The sequence below is a fragment of the Streptomyces sp. NPDC058662 genome (genome assembly GCF_042716255.1).
GTDB lineage: Bacteria > Actinomycetota > Actinomycetes > Streptomycetales > Streptomycetaceae > Streptomyces.
Genome location: NZ_JBHXRU010000107.1, coordinates 1 through 19,839 on the forward strand (window position 1 = coordinate 1; position 19,839 = coordinate 19,839).

General features: G+C 73.3%; 17 protein-coding genes. 9 read left to right on the top strand and 8 right to left on the bottom strand.

The window, feature by feature from the left end; all coding sequences use genetic code 11:
• Positions 1–156 precede the first annotated feature (156 nt).
• A complete protein-coding gene (locus ACFWUQ_RS26810; RefSeq protein ID WP_384542971.1) occupies positions 157–435 on the bottom strand; it encodes a hypothetical protein in 279 nt (92 codons plus the stop codon).
• Between the two features lie 13 nt (positions 436–448).
• On the bottom strand, positions 449–1,243 hold the full coding sequence (locus tag ACFWUQ_RS26815; RefSeq protein ID WP_384542973.1) for a PspA/IM30 family protein: 795 nt from the start codon (positions 1,241–1,243) through the stop codon (positions 449–451).
• Positions 1,244–1,553: 310 nt separating this feature from the next.
• Between ACFWUQ_RS26815 and ACFWUQ_RS26820 the strand changes: the two genes are divergently transcribed.
• Positions 1,554–2,162: a DUF3043 domain-containing protein gene (locus ACFWUQ_RS26820; protein ID WP_384542976.1), complete on the top strand. Its 609-nt coding sequence runs from the start codon at positions 1,554–1,556 to the stop codon at positions 2,160–2,162.
• A gap of 56 nt (positions 2,163–2,218) precedes the next feature.
• A complete protein-coding gene (locus tag ACFWUQ_RS26825; RefSeq protein ID WP_384543006.1) occupies positions 2,219–2,974 on the top strand; it encodes a class I SAM-dependent methyltransferase in 756 nt (251 codons plus the stop codon).
• Positions 2,975–3,102: 128 nt separating this feature from the next.
• Here ACFWUQ_RS26825 and ACFWUQ_RS26830 read toward each other — a convergent pair whose 3' ends face one another.
• Positions 3,103–3,315, bottom strand: coding sequence for a hypothetical protein (locus ACFWUQ_RS26830; RefSeq protein ID WP_384542978.1), 213 nt, complete (start codon positions 3,313–3,315; stop codon positions 3,103–3,105).
• Between the two features lie 104 nt (positions 3,316–3,419).
• On the opposite strand from ACFWUQ_RS26830, the gene ACFWUQ_RS26835 reads away from it, so the two are divergent.
• The 4 genes from ACFWUQ_RS26835 (at position 3,420) to ACFWUQ_RS26850 (ending at position 9,067) form a co-directional block, all read left to right on the top strand.
• The gene (locus tag ACFWUQ_RS26835) at positions 3,420–4,643 is read left to right on the top strand and encodes a bifunctional adenosylcobinamide kinase/adenosylcobinamide-phosphate guanylyltransferase (RefSeq protein WP_384542980.1); all 1,224 of its coding nucleotides are present in this window, start codon (positions 3,420–3,422) and stop codon (positions 4,641–4,643) included.
• A 74-nt stretch (positions 4,644–4,717) separates the two neighbouring features.
• Complete coding sequence (cobT, locus tag ACFWUQ_RS26840) at positions 4,718–5,782, top strand: nicotinate-nucleotide--dimethylbenzimidazole phosphoribosyltransferase (protein WP_384542982.1); 1,065 nt, start codon at positions 4,718–4,720, stop codon at positions 5,780–5,782.
• Positions 5,783–6,097: 315 nt separating this feature from the next.
• On the top strand, positions 6,098–7,813 hold the full coding sequence (locus ACFWUQ_RS26845; RefSeq protein ID WP_384543008.1) for a phosphatidylglycerol lysyltransferase domain-containing protein: 1,716 nt from the start codon (positions 6,098–6,100) through the stop codon (positions 7,811–7,813).
• A 36-nt stretch (positions 7,814–7,849) separates the two neighbouring features.
• Positions 7,850–9,067 carry a sensor histidine kinase gene (locus ACFWUQ_RS26850; RefSeq protein WP_384542984.1) on the top strand — a complete coding sequence of 406 codons (1,218 nt, stop codon included), beginning with the start codon at positions 7,850–7,852 and terminating at the stop codon, positions 9,065–9,067.
• A gap of 46 nt (positions 9,068–9,113) precedes the next feature.
• Here ACFWUQ_RS26850 and ACFWUQ_RS26855 read toward each other — a convergent pair whose 3' ends face one another.
• From ACFWUQ_RS26855 to ACFWUQ_RS26875, 5 genes are all read right to left on the bottom strand, one after another.
• A complete protein-coding gene (locus ACFWUQ_RS26855) occupies positions 9,114–9,935 on the bottom strand; it encodes an endo alpha-1,4 polygalactosaminidase (RefSeq protein ID WP_384542987.1) in 822 nt (273 codons plus the stop codon).
• The gene (locus ACFWUQ_RS26860; protein ID WP_384542989.1) at positions 9,932–10,639 is read right to left on the bottom strand and encodes a spherulation-specific family 4 protein; all 708 of its coding nucleotides are present in this window, start codon (positions 10,637–10,639) and stop codon (positions 9,932–9,934) included. The genes ACFWUQ_RS26855 and ACFWUQ_RS26860 overlap by 4 nt, the downstream gene beginning before the upstream one ends.
• A gap of 6 nt (positions 10,640–10,645) precedes the next feature.
• A complete protein-coding gene (locus tag ACFWUQ_RS26865; protein WP_384542992.1) occupies positions 10,646–12,199 on the bottom strand; it encodes a hypothetical protein in 1,554 nt (517 codons plus the stop codon).
• Entirely contained in the window at positions 12,196–13,764 is a 1,569-nt protein-coding gene (gene pelF, locus ACFWUQ_RS26870; protein ID WP_384542994.1) for a GT4 family glycosyltransferase PelF, read from the bottom strand. Before pelF ends, ACFWUQ_RS26865 begins: the two co-directional genes overlap by 4 nt.
• Positions 13,765–13,864: 100 nt before the next feature.
• On the bottom strand, positions 13,865–15,892 hold the full coding sequence (locus ACFWUQ_RS26875) for a hypothetical protein (RefSeq protein WP_384542997.1): 2,028 nt from the start codon (positions 15,890–15,892) through the stop codon (positions 13,865–13,867).
• A 345-nt stretch (positions 15,893–16,237) separates the two neighbouring features.
• Between ACFWUQ_RS26875 and ACFWUQ_RS26880 the strand changes: the two genes are divergently transcribed.
• From ACFWUQ_RS26880 to ACFWUQ_RS26890, 3 genes are all read left to right on the top strand, one after another.
• On the top strand, positions 16,238–17,770 hold the full coding sequence (locus tag ACFWUQ_RS26880; protein WP_384542999.1) for a leucyl aminopeptidase: 1,533 nt from the start codon (positions 16,238–16,240) through the stop codon (positions 17,768–17,770).
• A 300-nt stretch (positions 17,771–18,070) separates the two neighbouring features.
• Positions 18,071–19,459: a dihydrolipoyl dehydrogenase gene (lpdA, locus tag ACFWUQ_RS26885; protein WP_384543002.1), complete on the top strand. Its 1,389-nt coding sequence runs from the start codon at positions 18,071–18,073 to the stop codon at positions 19,457–19,459.
• Positions 19,460–19,512: 53 nt separating this feature from the next.
• A partial coding sequence (locus tag ACFWUQ_RS26890) for a biotin/lipoyl-containing protein (protein ID WP_384543004.1) occupies positions 19,513–19,839 on the top strand: 327 nt, incomplete at its 3' end.

Consider the following 19,839-nt stretch of genomic DNA (forward strand, 5'->3'; position numbering starts at 1 on the left):
TGTTTCTTTATTTACAGGGGGGGGACCCCGTTACGGCTTTTTGTCTCAGGGGGGGGGTTGACGCGGCCGGCACCGTCACCGCCGGTGGCGGGGCCCGCCCCCCGGGGGGCGGGCCCGTCCTCTTCGTGGTGTCCCGGCGCCCGGGCCCGCACGCCCTCAGCCCGGGATCAGGCCGTCGTCGCGCAGCATGTCCCGGACCTCGTCGAGTGTCGCGTCCGGGCCGGGCAGGATCAGCTCGGACGGCTCCAGGGCCTCGTCGGGCAGCGGCTCCCCGAGGCGCCGTACGGCTTCGAGCAGCGAGCCCAGCGTGCGCCGGAAGCCCTCCTCGTCGCCGCGCCGCATCTCGGCGAGCAGCTCGTCGTCCAGCGCGTTGAGCTCGGTGAGGTGGCGGTCGGCCAGCTCCACCTGGCCCTCCCCCATGATGCGGACAATCATGACGGGCCCCGTCCTACTGCTTGTCGAACCGGTGCTGGGTCTGCGGCTGCTGGGCGCCGCCCTGCGCGCCGCCCTCGATGGCCTGCTGCTGGGCGGACGGGCCGCCCGCAAGCTCGGCCTTCATGCGCTGGAGCTCCAGCTCCACGTCCGTACCGCCCGACAGGCGGTCCAGCTCGGCCTGGATGTCGTCCCTGGAGCCCAGCCCGCTCCGGTCGTCGAGCGCGCCGGAGGCCAGCAGCTCGTCGATCGCTCCGGCCCGGGCCTGGAGCTGGGCGGTCTTGTCCTCGGCCCGCTGGATGGCCAGGCCGACGTCGCTCATCTCCTCGGAGATGCCGGAGAAGGACTCCGCGATCCGCGTCTGGGCCTGGGCCGCGGTGTACGTGGCCTTGATGGTCTCCTTCTTCGTGCGGAAGGCGTCCACCTTGGCCTGCAGCCGCTGGGCGGCGAGGGTCAGCTTCTCCTCCTCGCCCTGGAGGGTCTGGTGCTGCACCTCCAGGTCGCTGACCTGCTGCTGGAGGGAGGCCCGGCGGGACAGCGCCTCGCGGGCCAGGTCCTCCCGGCCGAGGGCGAGCGCCTTGCGGCCCTGGTCCTCCAGCTTGGCGGACTGCCCCTGCAGCTGGTTCAGCTGCAGTTCCAGACGCTTGCGGGAGGTCGCCACATCGGCGACGCCGCGACGCACCTTCTGGAGCAGCTCCAGCTGCTTCTGGTACGAGTAGTCAAGGGTCTCGCGCGGGTCCTCGGCCCCGTCAAGGGCCTTGTTCGCCTTCGCGCGGAAGATCATCCCCATACGCTTCATGACACCGCTCATGGGCTTCGCGCGCCCCCTTCTGACGGACTTCGCTCCAGGTCACCAACAGTCGCGCTCCTCGGTCACCCGTGAGGACCGCCACAGAACCCACAGTACGGGCCCTGTCTCCATTACCGCACTGTTCGGGGGCGGATGTGCTCCTCCTCCAGGACGACCTGCTCAACCGCCGGATCAGGCGTGAGGAGTAGGTGCGCCCCCGACTGACGCCGTGGAGGAGGCCCGCCGGTCCCGAACCCCGCACAGGGAAGACGCCCGCCGTTGCCGGATCGTTCCCGGCGGGGGTGGGGCGTGTGTCCGCGACCACGTACGCTTGGGTTTTGTGTTTGGTAGCCGCTCCTCCAAGGAAGAGAAGGTCGCCGCCACCGACAAGGTGAGCGCCGACCTCTCGCAGTCCCGTGACCCGCAGGCCCCCAAGGGCCGCCCTACGCCGAAGCGTGCTGTGGCCCAGTCGCAGCGCAAGGCCGTGGTGGCCTCGACCGGCAACCGCAAGGAGGATGCCAAGCGAGCCCGTGAGCGCCGTCGCGTGGAGATGGCCAAGCAGCGCGAGGCGCTGGCCAGTGGCGACGAGCGCTACCTGCCCGCCCGTGACAAGGGCCCCGTGCGCAAGTTCGTCCGCGACTTCGTGGACTCCCGCTTCTCCGTGGCCGAGATGTTCCTGCCGCTGGCAGTGATCATCCTCGTGCTCAGCATGGTGCGGCAGCCCGCGATCCAGAACATCGCGCTGATGCTGTGGCTCGGTGTGATCGCGCTGATCATCGTCGACTCCGTCGGCCTGGTGTTCCGCCTGCGCAAGGCACTGAACACGCGCTTCGCCGACGAGCCCCGCCGCGGCGCCGTCGCGTACGGACTCATGCGCACCCTCCAGATGCGCCGGCTGCGGCTGCCCAAGCCCCAGGTCAAGCGCGGGGAACGGCCCTGAGCCGAGCGACGCCCGGCGGGTCGGGGACAGGCTTCGCGGACGGAGCCAGGCTCTGGCTGGAAGGCCTGGGCGGTCTGCGCAACGCCGTCCGCCAGGAGCTCGTGGGCCGGCAGGTCGACGAGCAGATCGTGCAGCGCTACCCGGTCGGGCAGCGGCTGCGCGTCCTCGACGTCGGCATGGGCCAGGGCACCCAGGCGCTGCGCCTGGCGCGCGCCGGGCACAAGGTGACGGGCCTGGAGCAGGACCCCGGGATGCTGGAGGTCGCCCGCGAGGCGCTGGCCCGCGAGCCGGCCGGGATCCAGGACCGGGTCCGGCTCCTGGAGGGCGACGGCCGCGAGACCGGCGCGCACTTCCTGCCGGGCAGCTTCGACGTGGTGCTGTGCCACGGGGTGCTGATGTACGTGCCCGAGCCGGACGCCATGCTCGCCGGGCTGGCCCGCATGCTGGCGCCCGGCGGCCTGCTGTCCCTGCTGGTGCGCAACGGCGACGCGCTCGCCATGCGGCCGGGCCTCGACGGCGACTGGAAGGGCGCGCTGGCGGCGTTCGACAGCACCGACTACACGAACCGGCTGGGCCTGGACGTGCGCGCCGACCGGCTCGCCGGGTTGACGGCCACGCTGTCCGGGATCGGTGCGCCGCTGCAGGCCTGGTACGGCGTACGCGTCTTCACCGACGGGACCGAGGCGGGCGAGACCCTGCCGCCCGACGGGGAACTGGAGCGGCTGCTGGCCGCCGAGGACCGCGCGGGGCGCACGGACCCCTACCGCGGCGTCGCCGCGCTGCTGCACCTGTGCGGGGTCCGCGGGGCGTAAGTCTTCCTCGGACCCCGGAGCCCGGACTCCGGAGCCCGGACTCCGGAGCCCGGACCCCGGAGCCCGGCGGCGCCGGGATGGCGCGCCCCACCCGCCGGTGCGGCTGGGGCGGGCCGGGCCCGGCGGGGTCAGGCCTCCAGGGCGGCCCTGAGGCTCATCGTGTAGAGCTCGGTGCCGTTGTCGTCGGAGAGCTTCACCTGTTCCGTGCCGCCTTCCAGCAGGTCCTTCCAGTACTCACCGATCCAGGATTCCGCGTCCCCCTGCGTGGTGAACTCCTCAGGCACCACCGACGGGGCCGTCTCCGTGCCGTCGGCCGTCTCGAACCGCCACGTCCACGCCATGTCCGCCTCCGTTGCTCGTCCGCGTTGCGCACGCTTCTCGCCTTGAGTGTGCCCGCAGAGTAACCGGGCGCGCACCAGTCCCGGCGACGCGGGAGGATCATCCTGTGGAACTCACTCTGCTCGGCACCGGCACACCCGAAGGACTCCCCCGCCCCGGCTGCCCCTGCGCGGCCTGCGCGGTCTCGGTCGGCACCCGCTCGCGGGCCGCCACCGCCGTCCTCGTGGACGGGGCGCTGCTGCTCGACCTGACCCCCGGGGCGGTGCTGGCCGGCGCCCGGGCCGGGCATTCGCTGGCCGGCGTACGGCAGGTGCTGCTCACCCATCCGCACGACGGCCCACCGGTCGAGCTGCCGCCCGGGCTGCCGGCCGCCGGCCGGGTGCCCGACGGGCAGGAGCTCGCGGTGATCTCCGGCCACCGGGTGCGGGCGGTCCCGATGGACGCGCCGGGCACCGGATACGAGGTGACCGGCCCCGACGGCGCCCGGCTGCTGTACCTGCCGCCGCGGGGCGCCCCGGCCGGGACCGACGGCACGGTGGTGCGGCGACCGTACGACCTGGTCCTCGCGGACGTCCTCGGCCGGCCCGAGGCCCTGGCCCGGCTGCGGGCGAGCGGCGCGATCGGCCCGGCCACGGACGTGATCGCCGTGCACCTGGACCACGACACCCCGCCGGGCCGGGAGCTGGAGCGCCGGTGCGCGGCGGCCGGCGCCCGGGCGGTGCCGGACGCAACGACCGTGGCCGTCGGCGACTACCGCGCGGTACCGGACCTGCCGCGCCGCACCCTGGTGCTGGGCGGGGCCCGCTCCGGCAAGTCGGTCGAGGCGGAGCGCCGCCTCGCCGCCTTCCCCGACGTCTCCTACGTGGCCACCGGTGGCTCACGCGAGGGGGACACGGAGTGGGCGCAGCGGGTCGGCCTGCACCGGGAGCGCCGGCCGGGCGGCTGGCGCACGGTGGAGACGTGCGAGCTGGCCCCGCTGCTGGCCGCGGAGGGGCCGCCGCTGTTGATCGACTGCCTGGCGCTGTGGCTCACGGACGCGATGGACCGGGCCGGGGCCTGGGACGACGCCGTCTGGGCCGCGCGCGGGCGACAGCGGCTCGGCGACCGGACGGCCGAGCTGGTGGCGGCCGTCCGCGCCACGCGCCGCCCGGTGGTCCTGGTCAGCAACGAGGTGGGGTCGGGCGTCGTGCCCGCGACCGCCTCGGGTCGCCGTTTCCGCGATGAACTGGGCCGCCTGAACAACGCGGTGGCGGGCGAGTGCGAGCAGGTCCTGCTCGTCGTCGCGGGACAGGCCCTCGTCCTCAAGGACCCCGCTGCGCACGGCTCGTGACGGCCCGCCGCGAGGCCCGCCGGAGCCTTCCGAGCGGGCTTGGGGAGGGCCTCACCGGCTGTACTCTCTGGCAGATGAGCACGCTGAATCTCGACGACTTCTCCGATCTGATCGAGCGCCCCGACGGGGGCGTCCGGCGTGATGCCGAGGAACGCCGCGAGCGGCTGGCCGTGCCCTCCGGAGCGCTGGGCCGGCTCGACGAACTGGCCGAGTGGCTCGCCGCCGCGCAGGGCCGCGTACCGGTCGCGCCGATCGAGCGCCCCCGCGTCGTGCTGTTCGCCGCCGACCACGGGATCGCCTCGGCGGGCGTGTCCGCGCGGGCCGCCTCCACCACCCATGAGCTGGTGCGCGCCGTGCTCGACGGGACCAGCCCCGTCGCCATCCTGGCCGGCCGGCTCGGCGCCACGGTACGGATCGTCGACGCGGGCCTCGACTGCGATCCCGGTCTGCTGCCCGAGGACGTGGTCCGCCACCGCGTACGGCGCGGCAGCGGGCGGATCGACGTGGAGGACGCGCTCACCCTCGACGAGGCCCGGGACGCACTGCGCCTCGGGATGCGCATCGCGGACGAGGAGGCCGACTCGGGTACGGACCTGGTCGTCCTCGGGGACCTCAGCGTCGGCGGGACCACGGTCGCCGCCACGCTGGTCGCCGCCCTGTGCGGCACCGACGCCTCCGTGGTCACCGGCCGCGGCGGGCTCCCCGTCGACGACCTCGCCTGGATGCGCAAGTGCGCGGCGATCCGGGACGCGTTGCGCCGCGCCCGCCCGGTCCTCGGCGACCAGGTCGCGCTGCTGGCCGCGGTCGGCGGCGCGGACGTGGCCGCGATCACCGGTTTCCTGCTCCAGTGCGCGGTGCGCCGTACGCCGGTCATCCTCGACGGCGTCGTCTCGGCGGCCTGCGGACTGGTGGCCCAGCGGGCGGCCTTCCGCGCCCCCGACTGGTGGCTGGCCGGTCAGACGAGCGGGGAGCCGGGCCAGGCCAAGGCCCTGGACCGGATGGCGCTCAACCCGCTGCTCGACCACGGCGTCTCCGTGGGGGAAGGTACCGGGGCACTGCTGGCCCTGCCCCTGGTCCAGGCGGCCGCCGCGCTCGCGGCGGAACTCCCGGAGCGGACGGCGCAGGAGCCGGTGGACTGAGTCGCCGGGGCGTACGGCACTGACCAGCCGTGGCCCTGGAGCCGCCACCCGCGAAGGCGGCGCCCCATATGCTTACTTTTTACGGGAGAGGTCCGTTTGACCAGCGCAGACACCGACCGCGGCGCCCGACCGGCGCCCGGTGGGGGGACAGGTAGGGGGACCGGCACGGCGAACCGTCCGGTGACCGGCAGAGACGGGAACGGCGGGGACGGGAGCGGCGGGGACCCCGCCGGCAGGGCCCCGGGGGACGGCCGGGAGAAGGCGGGCCGGGGAAGCGCGCGCTCGCGGCGCGGGGCCGCGTTCGCGGTCTGGTACCTGCGGGCCGTCACCTTCGTCAACTTCCTGAGCGCGGTGTGGGTCTCACTCGGGCAGGACCTGCGCAGGCACAACAGCACCGAGTTCTACACCCCGTACCTGCTCACGGCCGGTTTCGCCTCGGGCCTGTTCTGCCTGGTCCTCGCCGCGACCCTGGGCCGCCGCAAGCGCGCCGCCTGGATCCTGAACCTGGCCCTGGCCGGTGTGCTCCTGCTCGCCTTCCTCCTCCGCGCCTTCGCCCCCTGCACCGGGGGCGACCGCACCCTCTGCCACCCGGAGTTCCGCGAGCACGTCCAGAACTGGGTCTCGCTCGGCCTGACGGCGCTCTTCGTCGCCGCCCTGCTCATCGGCCGCCGCGAGTTCTACGCGCGGGGCGACCGCTCCAACCCCGCGCTCGCGACGGCGGTCGCCGCGGTGGGCCTGTTCCTCACCTCGCTGGTCGCGGCCCTGCTCGTCGGCGCCGCCAACACCTCCCCCGCCGCCTCCGAGGCCGGCTTCGGGTCCCGCTGGTGGTACGGCGTGACGCGCCTGGTCACCCTGGACGCCGACACGAAGGCCTACGAGGCCATCAGCACCCCCGGCTGGGTCGACGTCATCGTCAACGTCATGTCGACCCTGCTGCTGCTCGCCGTGCTGTTCGCCGCCTTCCGTTCGCGCCGCGCCGTCGACCCGATCACCGAGGACGACGAGGAGCGGCTGCGGGCCCTGCTCGCCAAGCAGGGTGACCGCGACTCGCTGGGCTACTTCGCGCTGCGCCGCGAGAAGTCCGTCGTCTGGTCCCCCACCGGCAAGGCCGCCGTCACCTACCGCGTCGTCGGCGGGGTCTCGCTCGCCTCCGGTGACCCGATCGGCGATCCCGAGGCGTGGCCCGGCGCCATCGAGCCCTGGCTGGCCGAGGCCCGCGAGCACGGCTGGGTCCCGGCCGTCATGGGCGCGAGCGAGGAGGCCGGGCAGATCTACGCGCGCCACGGACTGGACGCGCTCGAACTCGGCGACGAGGCGATCGTCGAGACCGCCGAGTTCACCCTGGACGGCCGCGCCATGCGGACCGTCCGGCAGGCCTACAACCGTGTCGCGCGGGCCGGGTACACGGTCCGCGTCCGCCGTCACGCCGACATCCCGGCCGGCGAGATGGAGGAACTGGTGCGCCGCGCCGACGACTGGCGCGACGGGGCGACCGAGCGCGGCTTCTCCATGGCGCTGGGCCGGCTGGGCGATCCCGCCGACGGCCGGTGCGTGATGCTGGAGTGCACCGACGGCGACGGCGCCCTGCGCGCGGTGCTGTCGTTCGTGCCGTGGGGATCCGCAGGACTGTCCCTGGACCTGATGCGCCGGGACCGGGAGGCGGAGAACGGCCTGATGGAGTTCATGGTCATCGAACTCCTGCAGCGCTCCGCGGAGATCGGGGTCACCCAGGTCTCGCTGAACTTCGCGATGTTCCGGTCCGTCTTCGAGCGCGGCTCCCGGCTCGGGGCGGGTCCGGTGCTGCGGATGTGGCGCTCCTTGCTCAGCTTCTTCTCCCGCTGGTGGCAGATCGAGTCCCTCTACCGGGCCAACGCCAAGTACCGGCCGATCTGGGAACCGCGGTTCATGCTCTTCGAGAAGAGTTCGGACCTGCTGCGGATCGGCATCGCGGCGGGCCGCGCCGAGGGCTTCCTGGAGGCCCCCGGCCTGCCGAAGTGGCTGCACCGCAGACACCTGGAGACCCGCCGCTGACGCCGGCCCGGCCGGAGCAGGCCGTACCGTATCGGGGTGACGACACACCTCGGGCCCGTCGCGGCCACCCGGAAGTGGACGCGGGACCATCCGCTCGCCACCGACGCCGTGCTCGCCTTCGGGGCGTTCGTCGCCATGGTCGTCGGCACCTTCGCGGAGCCGCACGGCCCGCACGGCCCGACCTTCGGTACGCGGACCCCCGAGCCGCTCTCACTGCTGCTGATGCTGCTCGGCGCGGCCGTCCTGGTGTTCCGGCGCACCCGGCCGCGCACCGTGCTCGCCGTGACCTGCGGACTCAGCCTGCTGGAGCTGGTCACCGGGGATCCCCGGGCGCCCGTCGTGATGTGCACGGTGATCGCCCTGTACACGGTGGCCGCGTGCACCGACCGGCCCACCACCTGGCGGATCGGGGTGCTCACCATGGCCGGGCTGACCGCGGTGGCCATGTCGGCCGGGCCGCTGCCCTGGTACGCGCAGGAGAACCTCGGCATCTTCGCCTGGACCGGGATGGCGGCGGCCGCCGGGGACGCCGTACGCAGCCGGCGGGCGTTCGTCGACGCGATCCGGGAGCGGGCCGAACGGGCCGAGCGGACCCGTGAGGAGGAGGCCCGGCGGCGGGTCGCGGAGGAGCGGCTCCGGATCGCCCGGGACCTGCACGACGTGGTCGCCCACCACATCGCGCTGGTCAACGTGCAGGCCGGGGTGGCCGCGCACGTCATGGACAAGCGGCCGGACCAGGCCAAGGAGGCGCTGGCGCACGTCCGGGACGCCAGCCGCTCGGCGCTGAACGAACTGCGCGCCACCGTCGGGCTGCTGCGGCAGTCCGGCGACCCGGAGGCACCGACGGAGCCCGCGCCGGGCCTCGCGGTGCTGGACGAGCTGGTCGACACCTTCCGGCACGCCGGGCTGCCGGTGAAGGTGATGGTCCAGCTGGGGCGCGAGCCGGGACCTCTCCCGGCCGCGGTGGACCTGGCGGCGTACCGGGTCGTCCAGGAGGCCCTGACCAACGTGCGCAAGCACGCGGGCGCGGGGGCCAGCGCCGAGGTCAGCGTGGTGCGGGCGGGACCGGCGGTGGAGGTGACCGTACTGGACGACGGGGGTACCGAGCCGGCGGCCCTGGCCCTCCCGGAGCCGGAGGGCGGCGGGCACGGGCTGCTCGGCATGCGGGAGCGGGCGGGCGCGCTGGGCGGCTCCTGCTTCACGGGCCCCCGCTACGGCGGCGGCTACCGCGTCCACGCCGTCCTCCCCGTCTGACCGCGCCGCCGCGCGTCCCGAACCCGGCCCCGGCCGGCCGGGGCCGTCAGCAGGCGCGGCGCCAACTGCCCAGGTCGTACTTCTTCTCCAGCGAGCTCAGCCCCAGCTCGCGCGAGCGCGCGCAGAAGCGTGCCGCCGGGACCTCGTACTCCACGTGGAAGACCGCTTTGCCGGCGGCCACGAACGGCGTGAGCCTCTCGCACTCCTGGTACTGCGCGCACTGCTCGTTCACCGCGAAGTCGAAGTCGGCGACCAGCTCCGGGATCTGGTCGAGGTCGTTCTTCAGACCCACCGCCAGGCCCCGGTCGTGGGCCAGCTTCGCGATCATCCGGTTGTAGCGCAGCTGGTCCTCGGCCGTCAGGGGGAAGCCGGACGGGTTGCGGTAGGCGTCCATGTTGTCCGGCTCCACCGCGTCGAAGCCCTTCTCCCGGCACATGTCGAACCGCTCGGCCATCAGCGGCTCCAGCTCCGCCGCCCGGCGGATGTCGAGCCAGCGCTCCCCCTCCCAGCCGTTGCTCCTGCCGAGCAGCGCCTTCGGGAAGTCGTCCGCGTCGGGCCGGAAGTCCTCCCAGGCACCGGTGGAGAGGTAGCAGATGGTGCGCCGCCCGGCCTTCCGCAGCGCGGTGACCTGGCCCTTCGTGGTGGTGAACCCGTCGACGTCGTAGACCGGGACGTCGACGGAGGTGTCGAGCCGGCCCGTGAGCTGCCACTGCCAGCCGGTGCCCGGCCGGGGCTGCCAGCGCTCCCCCGGCGCCTGCCCGGGCCAGGGCCGCGGTCCGCCGTCGTCGTCCTCGGATCCGGTGGTGCACGAGGCGAGCAGCAGCAACAGCAGGGGTACCAGCAGGAGCCGGAAAGGGAAACGGTTCATCCCGCCGCCTCCAGGGCGTACGGGAGGGTGCACCAGGGGTGCGCGCCGGTGCCGGGGACCGCGCAGTGCACGCCCGCGCCGCGCTCGGCGGCCAGTTGTTCGGCGAGCCGGGCGGCGGGTTCGCCCGGCGGGACGGCGTACACGAGGTGGCAGAACCGCTGGGCGGGGTGCTCCCCGGTCCACGGCGGCGCGGCGCCCGCCTCCCGGTAGGCGTCCCACGGTCCCTCGAAGGTCACGAGGAGGTCGGCGAGTCCGGCGTAGCCGGGGTGCGGATGGACCCCGTGGTTGAGGACGAGGGTGCGGGCCCCGGCCGCCCGGGCGGCGACGGCGAGCCGCCCGTAGTGCGCGAGCATGTCGGGGCCGGCGGCGGCCTGGTCGAGGAAGGCGCCGTCGGCCCCGTACCAGTCGCGGTGGCGCAGCAGGTCGCGCACCACGGCGGCGTGGGGGCGCCGCCCGTAGTCGGTGTCGGTGTACCCGAGGACGGGCACCCCGGCCTCCCGCAACCGCTCGGCGACGCGGGCGAACCGCTCGTCGGGGGCGTCACCCGGCCCGCTGTCGGGGTTGAGCACCACTGAGTGGAGCCGGCCCGCGGCGCGGATGAGCCGCTCCCAGTCGTCGGGCCGGTCGGCGGGGTGCTCGTAGAGGGGCACCAGCAGCATGGGGTCCTTCTCCTCGTACGTCTCGTACTGTGCGTACGTTCTCATCTGGGGTCACCGGTGCGCCGTGGCGCGCCCGAGGAGCAGGCAGACCAGGACGGCCAGTGCGGCGGCCGCCGCGCCCGCCACCGCCAGCTGGACCGCCCGGGGGTGCCCGAAGCCGGTCAGCAGGGCCAGGCTCTGGACCACGGCGGCCGAGGAGCACACCGCGGCCGCCGGGCGGACGGCTCCGAAGGACTGCAGGAGCAGACCGGTCCACATCACCGCGCCGAGCAGCAGCAGGGTGGCGACGCGGACGGCGGTGAGGCCGGGGGCGTCGGGCCACAGCAGGGTGCCGGTGACGCCGAGGGCCAGCACCACGGCCAGGTAGGAGGCGAGGCACCGGGCGAGCGTGGTCAGCATCCGGCGCCGGAAGGCCCGGGGCGAGCGGGCCGCTCGGAGCCCGGCGAGGCTGCCGCTGCGGAAGCGGTGCAGCAGCCATTCGGCGGGTCCCATGCTGAGGGTGAGGGCCACCGCCGAGGGCGCGGCGACTGCCTCGGCGGGACCGCCGGACAGCACCTCGCCGAGGGCGGCGTACAGCACGAGCAGGCCGGTGCCGAGGCCGAAGACCCCGTACGGGACGGAGTCCCCGAGCCGGGGGCCGCGCGGCGCGTACGGCTCCTCGGCGCCGCGCAGCATCCGCCAGCGCACGGGCGCGCTCCCGGCGGCCGCCGGGCGGTGCCGGCGGCCGGGGTGGCGGGCGGCCCAGCCGCGGAGCCGCCGGGCCGCGCCGCGTACGCCCCGGGCCAGCGGGAGTTCCCGTACGGCCAGGGCGCAGGCGGCGAGCAGGGACACGGCGAGCAGGCCGACGCGCAGCGGTACGGGCGGGTCGGTGACCAGCGCGGCGGCGGCTCCCGCGGCCATCGGGCCGAGGGCGGCGAGCAGGAGCCGCTCCCGGCCGAGGACGAGCAGCACCGTGGCGGCGCCGACGTACAGGGCCTGCCCGGCGGCGAACGCGTAGGAGAACGGCGGTCCGCCGGGCACCGCCAGCGCGGCGGCGATGCCCAGCAGGGAGCCGGCGGGGGCGCCGACGAGCAGGGTTCGCCCGGCGGCGGGCCGGTCGCCGAGGCCCAGCCAGGAGTACGCCCGGTGGGACAGGGTCTGGTCCCAGACCCAGCCGATGAGCGCCCCGGCGATCAGCGGCAGTGTCCCGGCGGGCAGGCCGAGCCGGTCCGGCGGGCCGTCGAGCAGGGGGGCGCCGAGGATGTAGGCCAGGCCGGGCAGGGCGAAGATCAGCCCGCGCAGCAGGCAGGCGGTGAGGGAGACCTTCCAGGGGTCGGGGACGTGCTCGGGCTCCGGGAAGGAGCGGGGCACACGGGCGTAGAGCTCCTCGGCGAGTCCGAAGGAGTCGTGCCGCCCGTAGGTGAGCCGGATGTGCTCGTCGGTCATCCCGTCGGACTCCAGGATGGCGGCGATCTCGTCCGGGTGGACGGCGCCGGCGATGAACACGTCGAGGCGCTCGGCGAGTTCGTCCATGGGGTCGGCGGCCGGCTCCGCGGTGCGCCGGGGCCGGGGGACGGCGGGCAGGGTGTCGCCGCCGGGGACCTTGAGCCAGAGGGACCCGCTCACCGCAGGCTCCCCTCGCCGGATTCGGCCCGGGGGCGGCTGAGCGCGGCCAGTTCGCGGTACCAGGGCTCGCCCAGGCGCTGGGTCCAGCTGTCGCCCTCGTGCACGGGCAGGACGGGCTGGCCGGCGAGTTCCCGGTAGATGTGCCGGAAGCCGTCCACGGACTGGTCGAGGGTGAACTTCTCCACCACCCGCTTGCGGGACAGCCGGCCGAGCTCGGCGCGCCGGGCATCGTCGCGGAGCAGGGCGAGGGTGGCGCGGGCCATGGTCTCCGGTTCGCGCGGCGGGACCACCAGGCCGGTGTCTCCGACGGCCTCGCGGACTCCGCCGACGTCGGTGGAGACGGTGGTGCGACCGCAGGACATGGCCTCGATGATGCTGAAGGGGAAGCCCTCGCTGATGCTGGAGAGCATGACGACGGAGCCCGCGGCGTACGCCTCGGCCACCCGCTCGACGCGGCCCTCGTAGGTGATCCCGTCGGCCACGCCGAGTTCGGCGGCGAGCTTCTCCAGGCGGAGCCTGTACGCCTCGCAGCCGGCCGGGACCGGGCCGAAGAGCCGCAGCCGCAGGGCGGGCAGTTCGGCGCGCATGAAGGCGTAGGCCCGGACGAGGGTTTCGAGGTCCTTGATCGGGTCGACGCGGCCGCACCAGCTGAGGGTGGGCACCTCGGGCTCGGGGCCGGCCTGGGGGAAGAGGTGCGGGTCGACGCCGTTGTACACGGTGCGGATCCGGTCGGGGTCGGCGCCGCCGCGCTCCTCCCAGCGGCGGTTGTACTGGTTGCACGGGGTGATCAGGTCGGCCTGGCGGTAGCCCTCGGTGTTGAGCTCGCGGTAGAAGCCGAGCATGAGGGCCTTGACGGGCCAGCGCTGCTCGGCGGTGCGGTAGCCGAGGTAGCGCTCGCGCAGGTAGATGCCGTGCTCGGTGAGGAGGAAGGGCACCCCGTCGAGCTGCTTGGCGGCGAGGGCCGGGAGGGTGGCGAGTCCGCTGCTGACGGCGTGCGCCACGCTGTCGGGCGGGATCCGTACGGAGAGCGGGCGCAGCGCGTGTTCCAGCAGGTCGGTGGCGGTGAGCGCGTCGTGGACGGTGGGCGCGGCGCCGGCGGTGTCGAGGCCGGAGCGGGTCCACACGGCCATCAGGAGGCGCAGGGTGGACTCGGAGCGCAGGGCGGGGGCGAGCTTGCCGGCCCGGGCGAGCAGGGCCAGTTCGCGCAGGGCGCCGGAGAATCCGCCGGGCGCGTCCGGCGTGCCTCCGGCGAACCGGGCGGGGTCGAGCAGGGAGAGCAGGAAGGTCTCGTAGACCTCGGTGAAGCGGCGGAGGGCCTTGCCGCGCAGGGCGCCCCGGCGGCCGCGTCCCGGCGGCTGGCCCCAGAGGGGGAAGGCGGTGTGCCGGTAGACGTTGCGCGGCAGTTCCCAGGTGACCGGCTCGCGACCGGAGCCGGTCAGGGCTATGACGTTGAAGTCGACCTCCGGCATGCCGCGTACGAGTTGGTCGCACCAGGTGCTGACGCCGCCGTGGACGTGCGGGTAGGTGCCTTCTGTGAGCATGGTGACGTGACGCCCATGGCTCATGCGGTGAGTCCCCCCAGGACGGAAAAGGGGCCGGCGCCCGTGGGTTTCGCGGTGCGCCGGCGCTAGGTGGTACGTGTGGTTGTGGCGGGGTGCGGGACGGTCAGCTGGGCAGCTTGAGCGTCACGGCGGACTGGAGCGTTTCGGGAGCGGTCCAGGCGGAGCGGGTCCCGGCGTAGGCGGCGCCGAAGTCGCTGGTGCCGAGCAGGTGCTGCTTCTTCGTCCCGTTGGGGGCCGTGACCGGGGCGACGACGCCCGAGGGGGCCTTGACGGTCACGGTGGTGCCGACGCGGTAGGCGGTGACCTGGCCGGCGGCGAGCGCCTTGTCCCAGGCGGTGCGGCGGCCGAGCTCGACGCCGGTGTCCTTCATGCTCTGGTTGACGAGGGGCGCGGTGGGCGCGTAGAGGGAGCGGTAGGTGTCGAGGACCTGGTTGAGCACCGGGTAGAGGGTGCGGTCCTCGGCGAGGTTGGACTGGTGCACGTAGTGCGGGCGCGGGTCGTTGGCCAGTACGTGGCGCAGGGCGGTCCGGGCCTCCTGGGGGACGATGTGGTCGAGGTAGCCGGTGTCGACGTCGAGCGCCGCCGGCAGGCAGGTGGAAGTCGCCGGGTTGTCCTCGCAGATGCCGCTGCCGCCGTCCTCGCGGCTGGCGTAGATCCAGTTGTACTCGTCGGCCATCTCCGCGTTGGTGCCCGTGTTGTAGTACACGTTCATCGGGTGGCGCGGGACGGTCAGGGCGGCGCCGACGGCGCGCTGGGCCGGTTCGCGGGAGTTGTCGCTGCCCGCCCACTTGACGCCGTTGTCGGCGAGGGCGCCGGCGAGGTTCGGGTTGTCCTGGGGCTGCTGGGGGTTGGTCCTCAGGCCCGAGTGCTCGCCGGTGACCAGCTCGGTGCGGTCGAGGGTGATGCCCTTGGAGGCCGCCCAGTTGTTGTTGTCACGGATCTGCGCGGAGATCTCCGCGCGGCTCATGTACTGGGTCGTGCCCAGGGTGTTCTTCTTGCAGCTCCACGGGACGGTGGTGACGTCCTGGACGCAGCCGAGGAACGGGTGGGTGTAGGTGTGGTTCATCCAGCGGTACTTGGCGCGGTCGGCCACCAGCTGGGCGGTCAGGGCGTCGACGCCGCCGTTCTCGGCCTTCCACTCCTCGCCGGCGCCGCCGTTGAAGAGCATGTCGAGCTTGAAGTCCTTGGACGTCTGCCACTGCGCCGCGTACTGCGCGTCCGCGGCGGTCATCCGGATGGTGCTCTCCTTGCCCTCGCCGCCCGCGCAGGCGTAGTCGCCGGGAGTGCAGTTGAGTTCCTTGTTCCAGCGGGCGTCCGGGGCGAAGACGTCGTCGACGTGGACCGCGAAGTAGTTGCGGCTCCGGCCGAGGTGGACTCCCTGGGTGAGCCATTCGACGATGCCCCGGGCGAGCAGCCGGAACTGCGTCTGGTGCTGGTTGTAGCCGAAGGTGACGACCAGTTCGCTGCGCCCGTCGTGGGTGTACTCGCCGACGAGCGAGGCCCGCCCGCCGTCGACGGGGGCGTCCAGGTAGCTGGTGTAGCCGGGCCGCGGCTTGCCCATGAACCCGTAGCTCTCCGGGACCAGGGCGGAGTTGTCCTCGAAGGCGACCTGCCCGCCGAGGTAGCCGAAGGGGCCCGCCTTCCCGGCCGCTGTGACGGTGGCCGGGGTGCCGTCCAGCTGGCCGCTGTACCCCCCGTTGTCGGTGTACTCCAGCCCGACGCCCGGGTGGGCCCAGGTGTAGGCGTCGACCTGGCGGATCCCGTACGCCGTCTCGTACGCGGCGAGCGCGGCCATCTCGGCCGAGCCGGCCCCGAAGGGGTTCTCGTTGGGCAGCACCACCCCCTGGTACTTGGCGCGCGGCCGGCCGTCGACCGTGTCGCTCAGGAAAGCCGCGTCGATGACCGGCCGGCTTCCGCTGCCGAGCGCCACGCGGGTGTACGGCACCCCGGTGTCCCGGAGCTCCGCCGTGATCGCCTCGACCGAGCTGCCGCCGTCGTCGACGACGAGCACCTTCAGATCGACGCGTGGTGCGACCGCCGCGTGGGCGGTCGCGGCAGGTACCGCGACGGACACCAGAGCTGCCGCGGCCATGACAGCGGCGACCCTGTTCATCCGGTTCTTCTTGACCATTTCGGCCTTCCCCCCGCAGGCGTCCCCCGACTCCGGCCCTTGGCGGTGCGCCGGACGGGGGAAGCTCTGTGGAAATCATGCAAAGGAACCCCGCGTCCCCTTGCGAGAGTGGGCCGAGTCTTTCGGACCCCGTCCGGTCTATGAGGCAAACCTGGAACAGAGACCACAGATGGGTGAACCTGCCGGCGTCTTGATCGAACAACTTGCCAAACCTTCGAGTGGCGTGCGGGCGAGTACGGGCGCGTAGGCTCTTTTCCGGCGGGGGTCGGGCCGGAATACGATCGCCCGGGAGGGCCGTCCACCCATTCGGCCCACACACACAAACGGAAGCGAGACTTCACCACCGTGACTGCTCTGACTCTCAGCACTGCCGGCGCTGCGACGCTGCGCGCCGACGCCCTCGTGGTCGGCGTGGCGAAGGGCCCCAAGGGCCCGGTCGCCGCCGCGGGCGCCGAGGCCGTGGACAAGGCGTACGACGGTAAGCTCGCCGCGATGCTGGAGGCGCTCGGCGCCTCGGGCGCCGAGGGCGAGACCACCAAGCTGCCTGCCCCGGCGGGCCTCAAGGTCCCGGTCGTGCTGGCGGTCGGGCTCGGGCCGGTCCCGGAGCAGGACGAGTCGTACGACGAAGAGGCGCTGCGCCGCGCCGCCGGATCCGCGGCCCGCGCGCTGCACGGCACCAAGAAGGCCGCCTTCGCCCTCCCCCTGGACGACGCCTCCGCGGTCACCGCCGTGGCCGAGGGCGCGCTGCTGGGCGCGTACGCCTTCACCGCCTACCAGGGCGGCGAGAAGAACGCGAACGGCAAGAACGCCGGCCCGAAGCAGCCGCTGGCCGAGATCGCCCTGCTGGGCGCCAGGCCCCGCGACAAGGAGCACAAGGCCGCGGCCGAGCGCGCCGTCGTCGTCGCCACCGAGGTCAACGTCGCCCGCGACCTGGTCAACACCCCGCCGAACGACCTCACCCCCGAGGCCTTCGCCGCCGTCGCCGCCGCGACCGCGAAGGAGAACGGCATCAAGGTCCAGATCCTCGACGAGAAGGCCCTGGTCAAGGGCGGCTACGGCGGGATCATGGGCGTCGGCAAGGGCTCCGAGAACCCGCCGCGCCTGGTGAAGCTCACCTACACCCACTCCAAGGCGGAGAAGAGCCTGGCCTTCGTCGGCAAGGGCATCACCTACGACTCGGGCGGCATCTCCCTCAAGCCGGCCGGCCACAACGAGACCATGAAGTGCGACATGAGCGGCGCCGCCGCCGTGTTCGCCGCCGTCGTCGCGGCCGCGAAGCTGGGCCTGCGGGTCAATGTCACCGGTTGGCTCGCCCTGGCCGAGAACATGCCCTCGGGCTCGGCCACCCGCCCCGGCGACGTGCTGCGCATGTACACCGGCAAGACCGTCGAGGTCCTCAACACCGACGCCGAGGGCCGCCTGGTCCTCGGTGACGCGCTGGCGAAGGCCTCCGAGGACAACCCGGACGCGATCGTCGACGTCGCCACCCTGACCGGCGCGATGGTGCTGGCCCTGGGCGACCGCACGTTCGGGATCATGGCCAACGACGACGCCTTCCGCACGGCGATCCACGAGATCGCCGAAGAGGTCGGCGAGGCCTCCTGGCCGATGCCGCTCCCCGAGGACCTGCGCAAGTCCATGGACTCCCCCACGGCCGACATCGCCAACATGGGCGTCCGGATGGGCGGCGGCCTGGTCGCCGGCCTCTTCCTGCGGGAATTCGTGGGCGAGGGCATCACCTGGGCCCACCTCGACATCGCGGGCCCGGCCTTCCACGAGGGCGCCCCGTACGGCTACACCCCCAAGGGCGGCACCGGCTCCGCCGTGCGCACGCTCGTGCGGCTGGCGGAGCGCACCGCCACCGGCGACCTGGGCTGACGTACCACCGCTGCCCGGCGCACATGTGAGACGTGACTCGCCCCGGGTCCCCCACGGGGGCCCGGGGCGTGTTCACCGTCGACGAAATCCGTAGGTTTCTACGCACTGGTAACCCCCCCTACGGGCAGAACGCCCTGTCACAGACCGGGCCCGGCGTCCCGCGTTCCCCCGACAAATGCGAAGATGGGTTCTCGGCAGGACAGGGCCCCCACCACAGGGCCGAAGAAACAAGCGGCCGATACCAGCCGCCGCCCGGTCACAGAGGACCGGTGCCCGGCGCACATGCATGGAGGACGTGACGTGGCGAACGACGCCAGCACCGTTTTCGACCTAGTGATCCTCGGCGGTGGCAGTGGCGGTTACGCCGCGGCTCTGCGCGCATCCCAGCTGGGTCTGGACGTTGCCCTGATCGAGAAGAACAAGCTCGGCGGCACCTGCCTGCACAACGGCTGCATCCCCACGAAGGCTCTGCTGCACGCGGGAGAGGTCGCCGACCAGGCTCGCGAAGCCGCCCAGTTCGGTGTCAAGGCCTCCTTCGAGGGCATCGACATCGCGGGTGTGCACAAGTACAAGGACGAGGTCATCTCGGGCCTGTACAAGGGCCTGCAGGGCCTGTTCGCCTCCCGCAAGGTGACCTACATCGAGGGTGAGGGCCGCCTCTCCTCCCCGACTTCCGTCGACGTGAACGGCCAGCGTGTCCAGGGCCGCCACATCCTGCTGGCTACCGGCTCCGTGCCGAAGTCGCTGCCGGGTCTGGACATCGACGGCAACCGCGTCATCTCCTCGGACCACGCCCTGGTCCTGGACCGCGTGCCCGAGTCCGCGATCATCCTGGGCGGCGGCGTCATCGGCGTCGAGTTCGCCTCGGCGTGGAAGTCCTTCGGGGCCGACGTCACCGTCATCGAGGGCCTCAAGCACCTCGTCCCGGTCGAGGACGAGAACAGCTCGAAGATCCTGGAGCGGGCGTTCCGCAAGCGCGGCATCAAGTTCAACCTCGGCACCTTCTTCGACAAGGCCGAGTACACCGAGACCGGCGTCCGCGTGACGCTGGCCGACGGCAAGACCTTCGAGGCCGAGGTGCTCCTGGTCGCGATCGGCCGCGGGCCGGTCTCGCAGGGCCTGGGCTACGAGGAGCAGGGCGTCGCGATGGACCGCGGCTACGTCCTGGTCGACGAGTACATGCAGACGAACGTGCCGACCGTCTCGGCCGTCGGCGACCTCGTCCCCACCCTCCAGCTCGCGCACGTCGGCTTCGCCGAGGGCATCCTGGTCGCGGAGCGTCTGGCCGGTCTCAAGACCGTCCCGATCGACTACGACGGTGTCCCACGCGTCACCTACTGCCACCCCGAGGTCGCGTCCGTCGGCATCACCGAGGCCAAGGCCAAGGAGATCTACGGCGCCGACAAGGTCGTGGCCCTGAAGTACAACCTCGCGGGCAACGGCAAGAGCAAGATCCTCAAGACCGCGGGCGAGATCAAGCTCGTCCAGGTCAAGGACGGTGCCGTGGTCGGCGTCCACATGGTCGGTGACCGGATGGGCGAGCAGGTCGGCGAAGCCCAGCTGATCTACAACTGGGAGGCCCTGCCGGCCGAGGTCGCGCAGCTCATCCACGCGCACCCGACCCAGAACGAAGCGCTCGGCGAGGCCCACCTGGCCCTGGCCGGCAAGCCGCTTCACTCCCACGACTAATCGTCACGGGCGCGACGACCACTTCCGCACATTCGTTAGGAGCAACTGAAACCATGTCGGTTTCCGTAACCCTTCCGGCGCTCGGAGAGAGCGTGTCCGAGGGCACTGTCACCCGCTGGCTGAAGGCCGAGGGCGAGCGCGTCGAGGCCGACGAGCCGCTGCTCGAAGTCTCGACCGACAAGGTCGACACCGAGATCCCGTCCCCCGTCTCCGGCATCCTGGCCTCCATCAAGGTCGCCGAGGACGAGACCGTCGAGGTCGGTGCCGAGCTGGCCGTCATCGACGACGGCTCCGGCGCCGAGGCCCCGGCCGCCGCGCCGGCCGCCGCCGAGGCCCCCGCGGCCGAGGCCCCCGCGGCTCCGGCCGCCGAGGCTCCGGCT